Here is a 15,785-nt window from a genome sequence, read left to right as displayed (position 1 = left end):
AGTTAAGGAAATTATATTTTTTTCTTTTGAATATTTTCTTCATACAAACGATGCAGGTTTAATTCATACTCTTTCTTTGCATTTGTTACAACCGTATCTAAAATCAATCCGGTAATTAACAACAACAATGAAAATACCATCAGACCTGTTGCTAGGATCGATGAAGGTACCTTAGTAATAAAGCCCGTCCTAATAAACTCATTGATTACTGGAACTCCAAATATAAGACCAAATAAAAAGAAAATCAAGCTAAAAACTGAGAAAAATAAAAGTGGCTTATAGTCTTTAAACATTTTCAAAATGGTCAATAAAACTTTGATTCCATCAGAATAAGTATCCAATTTTGATTCACTGCCTTCAGGTCTATCACGATAATCGATCGGGAGTTCCACTAACTTAAAACGCTTATCTAGAGCGTGGATTGTAAACTCTGTTTCAATCTGGAAGCCAGAACTCATTACAGGAAAGCTTTTTACAAACATACGGTTAAATCCACGATAACCAGTCATTACATCCTTAATATCTGCTTGATATAACCGGTTGATCGAACTCTTGACTAAATTGTTTCCAAAATCATGAAAAGCGCGTTTATTCTCATTAAAATAGGTTCCATTCGATAAACGATCACCAATAACCATATCTGCTTTGCCATCTCTTAAAGCCGCAACCAACTCTTGAGAATTCTCTGCTGGATACGTATCATCCCCATCCACCATTAAATAGTAATCGGCATCAATATCAAAAAACATTTGACGAATAACGTTCCCTTTACCTTGGCGAGGTTCCTTTTTAACTATTGCCCCCTCATTCAGTGCAATCTCATACGTATTATCCGTAGAATTATTATCATAAACATAGATATCCGCCTCAGGTAACTCCCTTTGAAAATCATTGATCACTTTTTTGATCGTGAGTGATTCATTGTAGCAAGGAATGAGGATAGCTATTTTTTCACTGTTCATCTTTACGCTCCTAACTTCACAACTATCTACCATAATACCAAAAAAAAGTCGGATATGCTCCGACTTTTTAAAACAATTCTTCTGATGCTAAATATTTCTTCATACCTTCTTGAACACTGAAATTAGGTTTATAACCTAATTTCTTTAATCTGGAAATATCGGCAACAGAATCTTTAATATCTCCATCTCTTTCAGATTCGTGTTTTACAGATAAATTAATATTTAATGTTTCATCGATTACTTCAATCAATTCATTCAGTGTAATCGCATTACCCGTTCCAACATTAAATTGCCTACCCAATGCCTCATCTTTACTCGCTACAAGTAATAAAGCTTGTATAACATCTTCAATAAAAACAAAATCACGAGATTGTGAGCCGTCACCAAACAATGTGAAATGTGTATCCTCACCCTTTTGGATTTTCTTATAGCGATCAACCAAAATTGAAATTACTCCACTATAAGGAGATTCTGGATTCTGATTTGGTCCATAAACATTAAAGAAGCGTACCGCACTAGTATTAATACCATAAAGGTGATTATAGTCTAGCACATACTGCTCCGCAGCAAATTTGTCTACCGCGTAAGGAGTCAAAGGTCGAATAACCGAGTCCTCATGCTTAGGTAATGTTGGTTCATCTCCGTAAACTGCTGCCGATGAACTGAAAACCAATCGCTTCAAATCTTTTTGATATTTTCTGATTAACTCTAACATCATCAAAACACTTTCGAAATTAATTTGATGCGTTTCAACCGGACGCTCTACTGAGTCTGCTACACTTGCGATTGCTGCTAGATGGAAAATATAGTCAAATTTATTATTTGAAAGAACTTCAGTCATCAAATCTTTGTCTGTGACTGAGCCTTCAATAAACTCGAGATTTAGATTTACCACTAGATTCTCCTTTTTACCCATTGAGAGGTCATCCAGTACTATTACTTTGTTTTCCTTGGATAAGTGGTTGGCTAATGTAGAACCGATGAAACCGGCGCCGCCGGTGATAAGATAATTAATCAACTTCTTCTCCTCCATTTTGGATTATATTTGCAATCAAACTCTGCCATTGATTAAGTATATGACTTGTATCAAAGCTTTCAGATCTTTCCAAAGACTTTTTTTGAAACTCCTCGCGCAAATCTCTATTTTGAATTAACTTATTCAATTTCTCAGTCATTTCTTCCAGATCATATTTTTTGACAAGACATCCAAACTTTCCAGAATCCAGAATCTCAACAGCTCCACTATGTTCAAAACTAACTATTGGTAAACCAAAAAACAATGCTTCAATCAGTACCAATGGTAAGGCTTCTACTCTGGAAGTTGACAGAAAAATAGAGCTTTTCCTGTAATGCTCTTCTAATTCTTTCCCAGATAATGATCCCACAAACTCAATTTTATTTTTTTTATCCTTGGTTTCTAATAATGACTTAAAATCCTTTATTTGATCTTCGCGTCCTTGTCCTGCTACTCTCACATGCCAATCATCAGGTAACTTTTGTGCAATATCTACCAAATAGTCTAATCCTTTAATTTGAATATCCAACCTAGTAGTGAAAGAGATAACTTTATCTTCCAATTGTGATATCTTCTTTTTGTCAATATTTACTGGATTATATATAACTTTCGTTTTTTTGTTTAATGTTAAAAACTTCTTTGAATCATTTCTTGTTAAACACACAATCTCATCAGAACGTACCAAAGCCTGTTCAAAAGCTGTAGGATAGTTTTTTGCTAGATCATTAAAACTATGTTCAACTGATTCATGCATCCAAGAAATAACAGGAATATTTAGTCTTTTCTTTAACTCCACACAAAATATTGTAGATGAGACAAAAGAATTTAATATCACTAAATCTATGCTGTTTTGATTCACAATTCTACACAAATTATCTATTTCGTCTTTGTAATATTTAGAAAGTGTAATTTCTTTTTTCAACAATAATTCAGACGCTTTTTTGGCCTTGACAAATAATTTAAAGAATCTGTTTTTTTCATTTCCAATATAGTACATTTGATCTTCAGGGATGTTAGTATAGTTCGCGTCTGATTTAAATCCAACGAAATAAACCTTATTGTTTTCGCTTAATTTTTTTCCCACATTTGCCGCAACTATGTTTGCTCCACCATACCCAAATGACGGTCCGACTATACAAATATTCATAATTTCCCCTTTATTTTATTCAAAATTTGTCCCACAATACTAACAACAAATCTAAACTCTTTGCGTTTAAAATTTAGGGATAAATAAACAATAATCCCAGTTATTAGGCTGACAATTACTGAGACAATTACATCCACAACCGAGCCGTCATCTCTCAACGCTATTCTAGAAAAATAAGATGCGCCTCCCCACGACAATACAATTTGAAGAAAATAGTTAAGCATAATTTTTATAAACTCAAAAAAACTTTTATCAAAAGCATGCTTAAAAACAATATAGGCCTCGTACCAAATAACGTATCCTAATGATGAAATAATTGTTCCCAATAAAACTCCGGCAATTCCTAATTTAAACACAGAAAGAAAAACTAATGAAATTACCAAATTCATTATTGCTTCTATGATTGGTTTTTTTCTCTGATGCCAGTACAATCCATAAGACTCAATAAATACAAAACCAGTATTTCTATATACTTGGATAATAAAATTAAAAACAATTAATGTACTATTCAAATCAGATAGTAAAAAATCGGGACCTAGCCATAACTTGATAAATGGGTTCAGAACATTTAACAAAACTACTGAAGAGAAAAAAATCAATGTATGATTTACAAAAAGATGCCTCTTGAAAAGTTCAAATCCCTTATCCTTAGAGGTTGTCGCAGCAAAATTACCAATACTAGCAGTTATTGAGTTAGTCACTTGCTTACACAAATTTTGAACACTGTTAACTAATAGTAGATAGTTTGAATAAATTCCGACAGCCGTAAGACTAACAAAAGTAGAAATTAGAATATTATCTGTCCCCATTACCACTACGCCACCAATTTTTGATGAAACATTGCCTATGACGTTCTTCTTGATTTCACTAATTGTCTCAGGTTCTAATTTTTCATGTATGTCTTCTTTGAGATAAGGGTAATCCTTATCAGTTTTCCTTGAAATATTCAAGTTAGTCAAAAAAGTGAAAAATATTTGAATGCTTAGATAGACAATAAAGTTTGGGTACAGATATAGAACAGCTATTTGAATTATGTTTGTGATTAACAAAAAAATAAAATCGTTTAATGAGACTATATATGATCTTTGATCCGCAATGATTAATGATCTTTTGTAAGTAAAAAAATAACTGACAACAGAATTGAGTAAAAAGAGAATATAAATAATATAAATCTCATTTATAGAAAGATCACTTTTGATCATATATTTTAAAAATGGGATGATGCATATTCCAATCAATCCGACCAATAAACCAATATAATTATAGGCCTTTTTATAAAGTTGCATCAGTGACCTGATCTTCTGTCTGTTTTCATCTGCTAAGGGTTTATACATTGAATAAACTATTGAAGTACCGATCCCTAACTCTGCTAATGACAAAATACTCAAGATATTTGTAAACAAACCATTCAAACCCAAATACTCAGCACCTAAGAACTTTATAAAATAAGTTCTAACTACAAATTGCAGTATTAAGCGAAAGACATAAATTATAGTTGAAATCGAGGAATTTAGTAATGAATACTGTAATCTATTTTTCTTCAATAAAACCACTACTTTTCTTATTTAATATAATATCTTTTTTTGTCAAACTTATTGCACCCCAGAACAACCAAAAGAGTAATGATCCGAATTTATTATAAAAAATTAAATCTGGAGCCAATAATCCACTAATCAAAACTGCCAAAACAATTAAAGCATCTGTAAGATACTGTGAATAGTTAATTTCTATAGCATTCCAAAGGTTCTTTAAGGTTCTAAATATACTTAATAATAGGAATAAAAATAACGGGATTGTCCCTAATAAACCAATAGATGCTAGCGAATAAAAGAACATATTATGTGGTGTCTGACCTTTATGAGCTATCCATGTATGAGGTAGGTTTTTTTGAGCATAAGGAACTAATCCTCTTGGTGAAGTGCCGAATATTGGAGTATCTTTAAAAATTTCATATGCACTTCCCCACAGCTTAAATCTGCTATTCGAAATATCAGAGTTATCTTCAACATCTTTTCTATCTAATGAAACCGCTTTATCAACCTTATTATCATTTAGCTTTTTCTTATCAAAAGAACTAGTAATCGATGGTACCTCATACTGATTAGCAATAGTTATGCAAGCTTTTTGAATTACTGATAAACCGAATAAAAACGTCGCAGTAAGTATCAATGAGGTACAAATGCCTTTCATTATGCTAGTCATTTGTTTCGATCTTTTTATAGTTAAAAAGAAACAACCAATGAATGTACAAGCAATAATTTCAATTAGAACTGTTCTTGAACCCGATAAGGAAATAAAGATTATTTGAAAAATAATATTTACTATTGGAAATATTCTGCTGATAGTAGTTTCATTTTTTTTTATTGTAGAGAGAGAAAGTAACACTACAACAAATGACACAGTAGCAGCTAAGTTAGGCTCAACAAAGACACCAAAAAGTCGATTTTCAACAAAACCAATACGTAATCCATAATAGAGCTTTTCAAGAGGAGCAACAAAACTAAATTTTAAGAAGAACATAATTATTGAAATAAATATTAATATGAACCAACTTACTTTAAGGATTGAAGAAAAAATGCTAAACACTTTTTTTCTATTTTCTTTTCCTATTTCAAAAACTACAAGACAGTATAACGATTGCCAGATCAATATTTTGAAATTTCCTAGAATATTACTCGGCCCATTTATGAAAGTGGACATTAAACTTGCACATAAAAATAAGAAAAGGTATAAATTTATACTTCTCTCATGTTTTACCCATTGAATCAAGTTTTTCAGTAATAGAATGATTCCGAAAAAACTTATAATTGTAAACAATAATGTGTCTAAGTTGTAAGGTAATAATGAATATACACTAATCATCCTAATGATTAAAAGTATTTCCCAAGAAATTAGGAACACGATTTCCAAATTCTTTATAAATTTACCATTTAATTTTTCCATTAACATTTTCTCCTAAATCTTAACAAAATATACTATTTCAAATAAAATTTGTAAGGATGATGTGTAAAACGTTCGTTTTCTGGTGGTAAACACATATAATTTCCATACCGCAATTTAAGAAAAGAATCTCTCTGTTTTATTGCCATTATTTTATGTCCTTCAAAAAGAACATCTTCATATTCTTCAAACCATTTAACAGGGAAAACTCCCCAATTTATATGTATCCATTCTAGGAACCCACAATATTCCGATTTTTCTAATGGATATTGTACAGTCTCAATTTCATACATATTTCTCCAATAATCGTAATTTCCAATTTTCATCAGAGTCCTACGATGAGGAAATCGAACTATCAACTTAATAATTGCTTTCCATTTTGAGTATGATCTAGCATATGATAATCCAATCGTATCCATCATATTTAGCCTAAAGCTTTCACATTTCTCTTGAAATAACTCTCGTTCTTCAGAACTACTTGGAATTCCATCGATTGGAAAAATATCAACAAATACACCGAAATCCTTATCTTCACCAGAAAATAATTGCTTTGTTTTAGCATAAGTATGTTTATCAACCAGTTTAGCAAACGTATATCTATAGTTTTTTCTAGTTTTTCCACTTAACAATAAATACTCAGTCTTTTTGCTTAAAATATCGATTAGCTGATTATAGTCTCTTCTTCTCATAACAATATCAATGTCATCATCCCAAGGAATAAAACCTTTGTGTCGTTCGACTCCAATCAGTGAACCATAAAAAATAGAGTATTTCAAATTATTTTCTCTACATACTTCATCTATATATAATAATATCTTAGTGCTAATTTTTTGGATCTCTTCTATAGTTAATTCTCTTTTCATGTATTCACCTTTAACTTGTTTTTAGTGTAGTAACTAATTTATACATTTTAACACTAAACATTAACAAGGACATAGATACTTTTCTTTGAACTGTAAAAATAGAATTTCTGATGATGAAGAAATAGTTTCTTCGAAGAAAACTTACAATTTTTTTTGTCTCTGCAATGTTATTCTCACTATTACTCTTTATAATTTTATCCAAAACTAAAAAATAAGCAAAACACACCCTCTGATGTGCAGCAATGTCTAATTCGTTATTCCGACCAATTACTTTTTTCTCATTTTTAGTCCATGCTTCAATGAAATCGAATTGTCTTTCTGAAAATTTTTCCGTATTTATACTTCCTACACGATGATAGTAATAATAACTCTGAGTGGAGTCTATGACTATTTTGTTACACAAATCAATAATATCTACTATTATAAAAGAATCTTCGTGATACTTGCCTAAAGGATATCTGATAGAAGAAAACAAATGACTTCTGTATAATTTATTGACCGCATGAACAGAAATATTATTTCCATGAAAAATAAGAATCATGGTTTCAATTGAATCTAAAACTTTATAAAATAATTCTTTCTTTTTAAGAGTTTTTCCTGGATATACATCATATATTCCACAAATCGATAGATCTGCATCTTCCTTTATAATATTTCTGTAAAGTAGCTCATACATATCTTCAGCTATATAATCATCACTATCTACAAAACCAATATACTTCCCCTTTGCAACGTCAATCCCAGCATTTCTAGCATCACTTAATCCGCCATTCTCCTTATGTATGACTCTGACGCGAGAATCTTGTTCAGCATATTCGTCACAAATCATGCCGGAATTATCTGGTGATCCATCATCTACTAGGATTAGCTCAAAGTCTTTAAATGTTTGATTTAAAATCGAATCTACACATTTTTTTAAGTATTTCTCTACATTATATACTGGAACAATAATACTTATCTCACACATTACACTCGCTCATTTCTGATTAACTCAACAGTACTCTTTAACGCTTCTTCTAAAGAGAACAATGGTTGCCAACCAATTCCAGCAATTTTTCTATAATCCAAGATAGCTTGGCTTGCAGTTGAAAAACCTTTTCGTTCTTCTTCATCAGGAAGATCAAAAATAACCTCTTTTTGGTTCAAACTGGCTAATGCTTGAGCTAGATCTCTTAGATGCAAATCAAATTCTGAAACAGCAATATTATAGGCCTCACCGTTTTCTCCAGTCGCTAACAGATAAAGTAATGCATAAACCACATCTCCTACGTAAGCATAAGAAAAATATTGAGTCCCTTCACTTTTTAATACGATATCCTCATTATTAACAGCATTCAAAATGAACTGCGAAGAGGCTTTGGAATCATTTAACAGCATAGTAGGTCCAAAGGTACGGCAAATTCTTGGAATGACGACATCTAAATTATGCTTTGAAATATAGGCTTGGCAGAGACTCTCACTAGCTCGTTTTCCTTCAGAATAACCAGCTCTTAAGGTATTGCAATCGATATAACCACAATAACTTTCATCATATTTCTCTACATCTCCACGATTTTCACCATAGATTTCAACTGTTGATAAAAAGACTGTACGTTTAGATTCATTGGTCACAGCAAAATCTAACACCTGTTGTGTCCCCATTAAATTTGTCATAATCGTACCAATTGGATCCGTTGAATAGGCTCTTGGATGAGTATTACTAGCTCCATGAAAAATATAATCGATTTTTTTCTCAAATAGAATCGGTTGTGTAACATCTCCCTCTACTACCTGGAAAAACTCTGAAGACAAGTACTTAGAAAACCGTTTTTCTAAACGATCAAGACTTCTTCCCATTGCATAAACGTGGATATTGGATTGATATTTTTTATTTCTCATCATTAAAACATCGATCATATAAGAACCAATCATTCCAGTCGCACCGATAACTAAAATAGAATGATTATCGATCTTATCCCAGTCATTCTTAGCTTGATTGACTTTGATTAATTCTGCAAGATACGTTTCATTTTCTAGTAACACATTTCCACCTCTAATCCTTCATTTTCAAATAAGCTTTGAAAAGTTCTAAATCATCTTGTGTCGTCAACTTGATATTTTTGTCAGATCCTGCTGCGAAATACAACGTTTCTCCCAGTTCCACCATCATAGTATTGGTATAAGAAGAATCAGTCATGCCAATGTCTTCTTTGATTGCTTTGTCATATGCCCAACTTAGTTTTCCAAACTGATAAGCCTGTGGTGTAGAAACACGACGTAATGTATTACGATCAATGTATTGCTTCGTTGTTTCTTCAGTTTCTTTTAAGAATATTTGTTCATTATAAGGTAATGAGGTCACGCCATTGCCGTGTTCTTGACACTTTACAATAACATCAGACAAGACGATTTCATCTACTAAGGGACGGATACCATCATGAATAATGATCGTATCATCTTCTTCAGAGTAATCTTTTAAGAATTGAACACCATTATTGATTGACTCTTGGCCTTTTGATCCGCCTGGAATGATCCATTGAACTTTTTTCAATCCATACTCTCTAATGTATCCCCAAAGAGTTTCTTCCCAACCAGATTTACACACTACTAAAACTCGATCAACTAATGGGTGCTGCTCAAAAGATTCTAGTGTATAAATAATAATTGGTTTTCCTTCTATTGTAATAAATTGTTTTGGAATATCCTGCCCCATTCTTTTTCCGACACCGCCGGCAATAATCACTGCTGTAATCATTTAATTATCCTCCTTGTTGGTTAAATAGTAGATGCCTTTGTATTTTTTATAAGAATTATCTGGATCAATAAATACTGAGTCGTGGATAGATACTTGTTTATCCTTAGGTGGCCGTTCCATGTAATTTCCAAATACTTTTTTCAAATAACGGTCATAGCCGATTGGCAAAGGCATAACTGTATTTTCAAAAGGTTTTTCAACACTTACTGAGAAATCCTCTGCATGATAGATATTCCCCATATATCTAGGACCTACGCATAACTCAGTAACAAAAGATGTGGGGGTCTCATTATATCTTTTCATTTGCTTTTCAGCGTAACTCCAAATACGATATCGTGCCCTTGATCCGGGAACAAGTTTTAGCAAAATTCTACTTCCCGTAGCAATCAATCCTCCGTGATTTTTCGGAACGATTTGGTTACAGTATAAAGAATAAATCAATGCCCAAATTTTTTGAATCTTTTGTTTAAATGTCGACTCAGGCGCGACATCCAAAGGAAAAATATCTATTGCGATTCCATGCGGAATGTCTAAGTCTGACTGATACGTCTTAATAAAGGTCGTTTCACTGTCACGGATCGTTGTAAACAAATTATGATCCACATAAGTTTCCGTAGTCCGTAATATTGGATAGCGCTCATTCCAGAAGCTCTTTTTCCAAAGCTGATAAAAGCGATCATAGTCTTTTCTTGGCATAAAAAAATCCAAATCATCGTCCCACGGTACAAATCCACCTTCTCGAATCGCCCCAATAACACCACCACCACAAAAATAGCACAACAGATGATGTTCTTGACAAAAATCATAGATAATTTGGGACATCTGCAACGTTGTTTGCTGAATCTTTCTGAGTTTCTCATCATTACTGTACATATATGCTCTCTCTCTCGATGATTAATTTCTTAATTTTTTTTCATACAACTTTCCTCGGAGACTGTTCGGCAAAAGACTTACAACAATGTGTGCAGAGCAAGAAATCAAATAGTCGAAAAATGATCCGAGGCCTGCTTTATATATCGCCTTACGTCCCTTAAGTCCATTTACAAAGTATTTTTTTCCTCCACGGCGCGCATACATGCCCTCTCCAGTTCTCGCATGAACCAAAGATTCTTGAATATTTTTCCCTTTATAGCCTGCTTTTAATAACCTTACCCAAAGATAGTAATCTTCAAACCCCATCATAGGTTGATAATTACCTACATCTAAAATCGCTGACTTTTTAAACATTACAGTCATATGATTGAAAGGATTACGTTTCTTTGAAAAATTGCATATCTCTTCATAAGATTCAGGAACGATTCTTCTACCAACAATTTCACTAGGAGTATCATAAAACTCATCAATATTTGAACCAACAATGGTTAGGCCAGGATTCTCCTTGAACTCAGCATACTGTTTCTCAATTCTAGTCGGCAACATAATATCATCTGTATCCATCCGGGCAATCAAACCATAACTACACGCTTCAACCCCGACAGCTAGAGCCTTCCCTAGCCCAACATTTTCACTTAGCGGTACTAATTTAATAATACTGTGATTGATCCTTTGATAGTCATCAATCACAGCCTGTAAGTCAGGGGTAATTGGTCCATCTAAAACTAGAACAATCTCCTTCACGGAAGTCGTTTGATTAAAGACACTTTTCAAAGACTTTCTAAAATATTCTGACCGTTCTTTTATATATACTGACATCAATACACTTACATCTACACTAACCAAAAAAGACACTCCTTTTATTTGAAGATCTTCTCTTTCGGAAAATCCATTTTATCTAACGATGTACATATTTCATCTTCTTCCAGGCCTTGAGAAGAAACCTTATCAAATAAAATCTTGATCGTTTGCAACAAGATTTTCAAATCCAACATGAAGGAATACTTTTTGATGTACAGCAAATCAAATTTCAACTTACTGTTATAGTCTGAAGCATATTTCCCATAAACTTGCGCATAACCAGTGATACCCGCACGTACATTATGGCGTAAATAATAGTAAGGATTCTCCTGATTGAATTGCTCAACAAAGAAAGGTCGCTCCGGACGTGGACCAATGATCGACATATCTCCTTTTAAAACATTAATTAATTGAGGCAATTCATCAAAACGAACCGCACGAATAAATTTACCTACAGGTGTCACTCGTGCATCATTGCTTTTAGCCAGAACGGGACCTGACTTAGACTCCGCTGTTGCACTCATTGAACGGAATTTATAAATTGGAAATTCTTTTTGATCTTGTGTGATTCGTACTTGCTTATAAATAATAGGACCTGGTGAAGTTGCTTTTACTAGAATCGCAGTAATCAACATAAATGGAGACGCAATGATTAATAAAATAAACGAAACTAAGATATCAAATACTCGCTTAAGCATTGCATCTTCAGAAGGAATTTTAAATCCTGATGATTCAATAATGCTTTCATCTTCAAAATTCATGATATTAGGATTGATCGTCACCAAATTTTCGAAAGTGGTATTTAGAAATAGTTTTTTTTCTTTTTTGGTAACAAGTTGATACACTTTAATCTTCTCAGCTTCTTCAATTTCCGATGCTAAGTAAACAATATCTACGTCATCAATAATCTTAACTAAATTATCATAAAAATGATCCAGTACAACTGACTGTACTTTATGTTTGTTATTCTTTTGTGAACTGAAGTTTTGGATTGCCGGTGCAACTTCTTTCTCAAAACCAAGGATTGTTACCTTTTTATCTGAACTCAATCTCATGTACAATTTGTAGATAATCGTACGATAAATAATCAGTAAAATCGTCCCTAGAAGGAATGACATCAAAATTACTGTTCGTGGAAAAGCAAACCAGCGACCAGCGAAGGTGATGATCATAATCCCCAAAGACATTAGAAATTGCCCAATGACGGTCACAAAAACAATATCACTAACAATTCGATTATAAAAAACGTATGTTCCTAGTAGTACATTTAATATGATAAAGAAAATCGAAATAAATAATGCGGAACTTTCAAATGTTTGAAAGTTTCTTTCCGGAATGGTTCCACCAAATTTTAGCCAAAAACTAAAAAAGACAGAGAAATTGTAAACCACCACGTCCATCAAAATGATAAAAATACGACGGGCGGCACTCCATTCGCCACTTTTATTCATAAAAACACTCCTAATCCACGAAATAATCCATTACACATCTTACCATACAGGCCGAAAAAAGAGTAGTATTCCTAAAAAAAGTAATAAAAAAGAAAAGAACAAAAAGCAGTAAAATCAATTGATTTTACTGCTTTTTGTTCTTTAAAGACGATAATACAATTTATTTTAAATAGTCAAGGTTTTGAAAGTATATTTTTACATTCTAGTCTTGTGGGAATAGATAAATTTTTGAAAATCGGGTTCCTGAAAAAATATGTGATTGCATATTTCCAGCTAATACTTGATGCCATATTCTATTTTCGTTAGAACGATTTCCCCAAAAAATTCCAATATGACAATCATAATTAATATCCGTCCACACAGGATCAAAATAAATGATATCGCCTTTTTGAGCTTTACCGCTTCTTAGCAAAGCGTCTACTGAACCAAATGTATAGTATTCAGTATTACGCATTAGTGCATCACGCCAATTATAAGCATTAGCATAGCTGCCCCAACCTTGTGTAATTCCAGAGATACGGTTTAGATTCCCACCGCTTCTACGCATTACATATGCAACAAAACCCGTACAATTCATTCCTGGTCCATACCCATTAGGTGCGCCATAAGGGCTTAAAAAGGGTTCAGGATTGCTTGAAGATAAGCCACGATACGGTGTGCCCAGGTAGAAACGGTCATTTTGATGGGCAGATAATTCATTAATGACGCTTTGGCGAGAATTTCCAAGATAATGAGATACGCCTCTTCGCTCTCTGACAGCATCACTATTTACATAACCAAACCATTTACCATTAGACTCATATAGTGAATAATACGTCGAACCGTTCATATGTCTATAGTACCATTTGACTTGATATGTCTTATTAATCAGAGAATTCGTTCTCGCTTTCTCTTTCCAATTAAAATTATCCCAAATAGAATAGCCGCTCTTGGTTACAAGTACCGATTTATTTGTAGAAAATCCAGTTCCTTGAGCGCCTCCAGCTTTCGCTGCCCCACCCTCGTTTAGATAACCTTGCCAATTCCCTTTGTTGTCGTATAAAGATAGATACTTTGCTCCATTGAAATGTCGGTACCAACCTGTTACCCGATATGTTTTTTGATACATACTTTTCGTGGAAGTACCATTTTTGAAATTGAAATCTTTCCAGATCGTCCAATTGTTTTTGGTAATTGTCACATATTGATTGGTAGCGTTCCATTTGCCCCCAGGATTATTTACAACCTGTGCGCCGCCCTCGTTTAGATAACCTTGCCAGGTTCCTTTATTATCATATACTGACAGATATTTTGATCCATTATAATGGCGATACCAGCCTGTTACTCGATACGTCTTTTGATACATACTTTTCGTTGAATTACCATTTTTGAAATTGAAATCTTTCCAGATCGTCCAATTGTTTTTGGTAATTGTCACATATTGATTGGTGGTGTTCCATTTGCCCCCAGGATTGTTTACGAGTTTTGCTCCACCCTCATTCAAATAGCCTTGCCAAACTCCTTTATTATCATAGACAGATAGATATTTTGAACCGTTATAATGACGGTACCAACCAGTTACTCGATAGGTTCGTTGACACAAACCCTTTGTCGAACTGCCGGTTTTAAAATTGAAATCTTTCCAAATCGTCCAATTGTTTTTAGTAACAGTGATATATTGATTCGTACTGTTCCATTTTCCACCAGGCGTGTTAAATGTATCCACATAGTCGGCTCTCAAATAGCCTTGCCAAACTCCTTTATTATCATAGACAGATACGTATTTCGAGCCATTGAAATGATTATAATACCCTGTCACACGATAAGTTCGTTGATACATGCTTTTTGTTGAGTTTCCATTTTTAAAATCGAAATCTTTCCAAATTGTCAAACTATCTTTTGTAACGGTCACATATTCATTTGTATCATACCAGATTCCACCAGGATTACTAGCTTTTTGGATTGCATCTCCTCCAACAAAGCCTTTAAATGTTCCACCATTATCATAAATAGCAAAATACTTTTTACCTTCATAATGATAGTACCATTCTTTAACATTGAAAGTCCTTTCAAAAATAGAAGTGGTCGATCCAATTTCTTCAAGACCAGGCTTTTCCCAAATTTTATGATCGTTCTTAACAATAGAATAATAGTCGTTTACCGGATGCTTTTTGCCTGCTTTATCGCTACTTTTTTCGATAGCCGCAGCATTCACAACACCAATTGGTTGATCTGATGAATCCTTCAATGAATAATATTTCGTTCCATCAAAATGATTATAAAAGCCTTCGATTTCAAATGTTCGATCCATTAATTCTTCAGTAGTACCATTCTCTTCAAAATCTGAGGTCAATAATTCCGACGTATCTGAAACAATGCTCCCATAAACATTTTCTTCTGGAAATAATTTTCCTTGTTCTCCTACTGCTTTTTCAGTACTGTTAGGATCGATTAACCCAAGTTCGCTTTCAAACGTTGATAATAAATAATATTTTGTTCCATCATGAATAGCCTCTCGAGCAGCAAAAGTCTTTTGATAATTTTCCTTATTATCATCGATTACATTACCATTCGATTTATCCAACAGCACATAATCTCTATTCATAATAGAAACAAAAAAATTTCCTCCAATAGGTTCATTGTTATTAGACACAGTCTTCTTAATAATTGATTCTTCAGTTACCGATGAAGAATCTACACTCTGATCAGACGATACGGTCGTACTTTCAATTGTATTTATTGAATTTTCTTTTGATTGTACCTTTGAATCAACACTGCTAAAGGTACTACTAATTCTTGTTTCAAGAGAGCTTGTTGAAGACTCCATCACTGATGAGGATTCCTCAGTAGAATACGTAAATCCTAATAAAGGAAGACACAAAATGACTGACAAATAAGATATCAAAAATACTTTTTTTATTTTCATAACCAAACGTTAAGTAATCTATAGATTACTTAACAACCCTCCTGACTTTTTTAATCATTTTATCATAACAAACATATAGATTGGTTTCAAAAAA

General features: G+C 33.1%; 13 protein-coding genes. All 13 read right to left on the bottom strand.

Annotation, left to right across the window (positions count from 1 at the left end):
• Positions 1-11 precede the first annotated feature (11 nt).
• The 13 genes from IGI67_RS00785 to IGI67_RS00725 all read right to left on the bottom strand — a co-directional run bounded on the left by IGI67_RS00785 (position 12) and on the right by IGI67_RS00725 (position 15,595).
• The gene (locus tag IGI67_RS00785; protein WP_207109781.1) at positions 12-962 is read right to left on the bottom strand and encodes a glycosyltransferase family 2 protein; all 951 of its coding nucleotides are present in this window, start codon (positions 960-962) and stop codon (positions 12-14) included.
• Positions 963-1,029: 67 nt separating this feature from the next.
• Positions 1,030-1,995, bottom strand: a complete 966-nt coding sequence (locus tag IGI67_RS00780; protein WP_429956451.1) for an NAD-dependent epimerase/dehydratase family protein — start codon at positions 1,993-1,995, stop codon at positions 1,030-1,032.
• Positions 1,973-3,124 carry a glycosyltransferase gene (locus IGI67_RS00775; protein WP_207109779.1) on the bottom strand — a complete coding sequence of 384 codons (1,152 nt, stop codon included), beginning with the start codon at positions 3,122-3,124 and terminating at the stop codon, positions 1,973-1,975. The genes IGI67_RS00780 and IGI67_RS00775 overlap by 23 nt, the downstream gene beginning before the upstream one ends.
• Positions 3,121-4,668 (bottom strand): lipopolysaccharide biosynthesis protein, encoded by a 1,548-nt coding sequence (locus IGI67_RS00770; protein ID WP_429956450.1) that lies wholly within the window; start codon positions 4,666-4,668, stop codon positions 3,121-3,123. Before IGI67_RS00770 ends, IGI67_RS00775 begins: the two co-directional genes overlap by 4 nt.
• Positions 4,655-6,067, bottom strand: a complete 1,413-nt coding sequence (locus tag IGI67_RS00765; protein WP_207110038.1) for an O-antigen ligase family protein — start codon at positions 6,065-6,067, stop codon at positions 4,655-4,657. The genes IGI67_RS00770 and IGI67_RS00765 overlap by 14 nt, the downstream gene beginning before the upstream one ends.
• 32 nt (positions 6,068-6,099) lie before the next feature.
• Positions 6,100-6,927, bottom strand: coding sequence for a LicD family protein (locus IGI67_RS00760; protein ID WP_207110037.1), 828 nt, complete (start codon positions 6,925-6,927; stop codon positions 6,100-6,102).
• 10 nt (positions 6,928-6,937) lie between these two features.
• On the bottom strand, positions 6,938-7,894 hold the full coding sequence (locus IGI67_RS00755) for a glycosyltransferase family 2 protein (RefSeq protein WP_207110036.1): 957 nt from the start codon (positions 7,892-7,894) through the stop codon (positions 6,938-6,940).
• A complete protein-coding gene (locus IGI67_RS00750) occupies positions 7,894-8,949 on the bottom strand; it encodes an NAD-dependent epimerase/dehydratase family protein (protein ID WP_207110035.1) in 1,056 nt (351 codons plus the stop codon). Before IGI67_RS00750 ends, IGI67_RS00755 begins: the two co-directional genes overlap by 1 nt.
• A 10-nt stretch (positions 8,950-8,959) precedes the next feature.
• On the bottom strand, positions 8,960-9,661 hold the full coding sequence (locus IGI67_RS00745; RefSeq protein ID WP_207110034.1) for an IspD/TarI family cytidylyltransferase: 702 nt from the start codon (positions 9,659-9,661) through the stop codon (positions 8,960-8,962).
• A complete protein-coding gene (locus IGI67_RS00740; protein ID WP_207110033.1) occupies positions 9,662-10,534 on the bottom strand; it encodes a LicD family protein in 873 nt (290 codons plus the stop codon). It abuts the gene before it with no gap.
• 21 nt (positions 10,535-10,555) lie between these two features.
• Complete coding sequence (locus tag IGI67_RS00735; protein ID WP_207110032.1) at positions 10,556-11,380, bottom strand: glycosyltransferase; 825 nt, start codon at positions 11,378-11,380, stop codon at positions 10,556-10,558.
• Positions 11,381-11,394: 14 nt separating this feature from the next.
• Complete coding sequence (locus IGI67_RS00730; RefSeq protein ID WP_207110031.1) at positions 11,395-12,786, bottom strand: sugar transferase; 1,392 nt, start codon at positions 12,784-12,786, stop codon at positions 11,395-11,397.
• Between the two features lie 202 nt (positions 12,787-12,988).
• A complete protein-coding gene (locus tag IGI67_RS00725) occupies positions 12,989-15,595 on the bottom strand; it encodes a hypothetical protein (RefSeq protein WP_207108603.1) in 2,607 nt (868 codons plus the stop codon).
• Positions 15,596-15,785: the final 190 nt, after the last annotated feature.

Origin of the sequence: Enterococcus sp. AZ196 (genome assembly GCF_050498845.1) — a bacterium.
Lineage (GTDB): Bacteria > Bacillota > Bacilli > Lactobacillales > Enterococcaceae > Enterococcus_A > Enterococcus_A murrayae.
This window is presented reverse-complemented; position numbering and strand designations above follow the sequence as displayed.